The organism is Anaeromassilibacillus sp. Marseille-P3371, assembly GCF_900169665.1.
Classification (GTDB): Bacteria; Bacillota; Clostridia; order Oscillospirales; family Acutalibacteraceae; genus Anaeromassilibacillus.
In genome coordinates this window covers 640,250-642,066 of record NZ_LT835157.1, presented here as the reverse complement: position 1 = coordinate 642,066, position 1,817 = coordinate 640,250, and the positions used below count along the sequence as shown (strand labels likewise).

Here is a 1,817-nt window from a genome sequence, read left to right as displayed (position 1 = left end):
CCCGCCGTTCTTTTGTCCCTCCGCGATACAATGCAGGGCCAAGGTGGTTTTACCGGAACTCTCCGGCCCGTAAATCTCGACAATACGGCCGCGCGGCAACCCACCGATGCCAAGCGCCAGATCCAAAGAAAGCGAACCCGTGGGAATCGCTTCTACATGCATGGCCTCATTCTGGCCAAGACGCATCACCGCGCCCTTGCCAAACTGCTTTTCAATCTGCGCAAGCGCTGTCTCCAGCGCCGCCTTTTTATCCATGGTTTTTCCCGCAGCTGCGCCGCGACTTTTATCGATGGCCATTTGATTCCCTCCGGTCTTTTGATTGGAAAAACGCCGGAAAACGTTCCGGCGTCTTAAAATGACAGCTTTTATGACATAAAATTGACGAACACAAAACGGACGATTGTTTCACAAATCCGATGAAAAACGGACTTTGTTTTTCATCAAGGATTCCATCGTTCTTCTATGAAGCGGATATCGTCGATTCCCGCTTCGTGTGTGAGGTTATTATATCGTATTTTTCAAAGAAAAGCAATGGATTCCGAACAATTTCGAACAAAGATTTGCCCGGGTTTCTATCTCAAGCGTTCTATGCAAAAGGAGAGTCCCCCTAGTCTATATCCATATAAAGTTTCAATGCCCAACAGACCGTTTGGATTCATCCTCTCTGTTGTTTTCTACGCATCATGATTCGGTATCGGTTTGACGACATCTTCTAGGATCATTGGCGTTCGTATAAAAGCCTATCAGCCAGCTTTTTCTTTTACGATGGAAACCTGTATATGTAACTCCTGCGGTCAAAACCACCATAGAAAGATCTTAAAATGTTACCGATAGCGAATATAAACTTGTTGTTCACAAGCAATCGGTTCTTTACCCCACGATTTCCCTTCGTTTTGCTCTTTGAGTGGCACCGATTCACCTGTTTTGTCCTGTCAAAACATATTCTCCCCATTTTTTGTATTCTTTTTTTGTTTGATACAGAATGGAAAAGTGCCATTTTTCCGACTGGGTCTCCCTGTTCCCTTTGACTCCAATATAAAGGATCCTGATAATTGTCGTAGGTCTTTCTTTTATTTTTTATAAGCCAATGGGGCTAACCATTACGATAGATAACTGGATTTGCCTATTAGGCAAGCAGGGCAGATCGTCTTGACATCCGTCGCAGGCCTTCCCTACATTTTTAGGTAAATGAAGAGAACCATTACGACAGTTAACCGAGTTTACCTATTAGGCAAACAAGGAAGGTTGTCTTGACATCCGTCGCAGGCCTTCCCTACATTTTATAGGCAAATGGAGTGAACCATTACGGTAGTTAGCCGGATTTGCCTATTAGGCAAACAAGGCAGGTTGTCTTGACAATCGTCGCAGGCCTTCCCTACATTTTATAGGTAAATGAAGGGAACCATTACGGCAGTTAGCCGGATTTGCCTATTAGGCAAGCAGGGCAGATCGTCTTGACATCCGTTGCAGGCTTTACCTACATTTTATAGGTAAATGAAGGGAACCATTACGACAGTTATCCGGGTTTACCTATTAGGCAAACAAGGCAGGTTGTCTTGACATCCGTTGCAGGCTTTACCTACATTTTATAGGCAAGTGGAGTGAACCATTACGGCAGTTAGCCGGATTTACCTATTAGGCAAGCAAGGCAGATCGTCTTGACATCCGTTGCAGGCTTTACCTACATTTTATAGGCAAAAGGAGTGAACCATTACGGTAGTTCGCCAAGTTTGCCTATTGGCAAGCAGGGCAGATCGTCTTGACATCCGTTGCAGGCTTTACCTACATTTTATAGGTAAATGAAGGGAACCATTACG

1 pseudogene is annotated in these 1,817 nt (G+C 44.7%); it reads right to left on the bottom strand.

From position 1 onward, the window contains the following. Positions 1-297 (bottom strand): annotated as a pseudogene (locus B9Y59_RS16690) (DNA recombination/repair protein RecA); the annotation flags it as partial. Between the last annotated feature and the right edge of the window lie 1,520 nt (positions 298-1,817).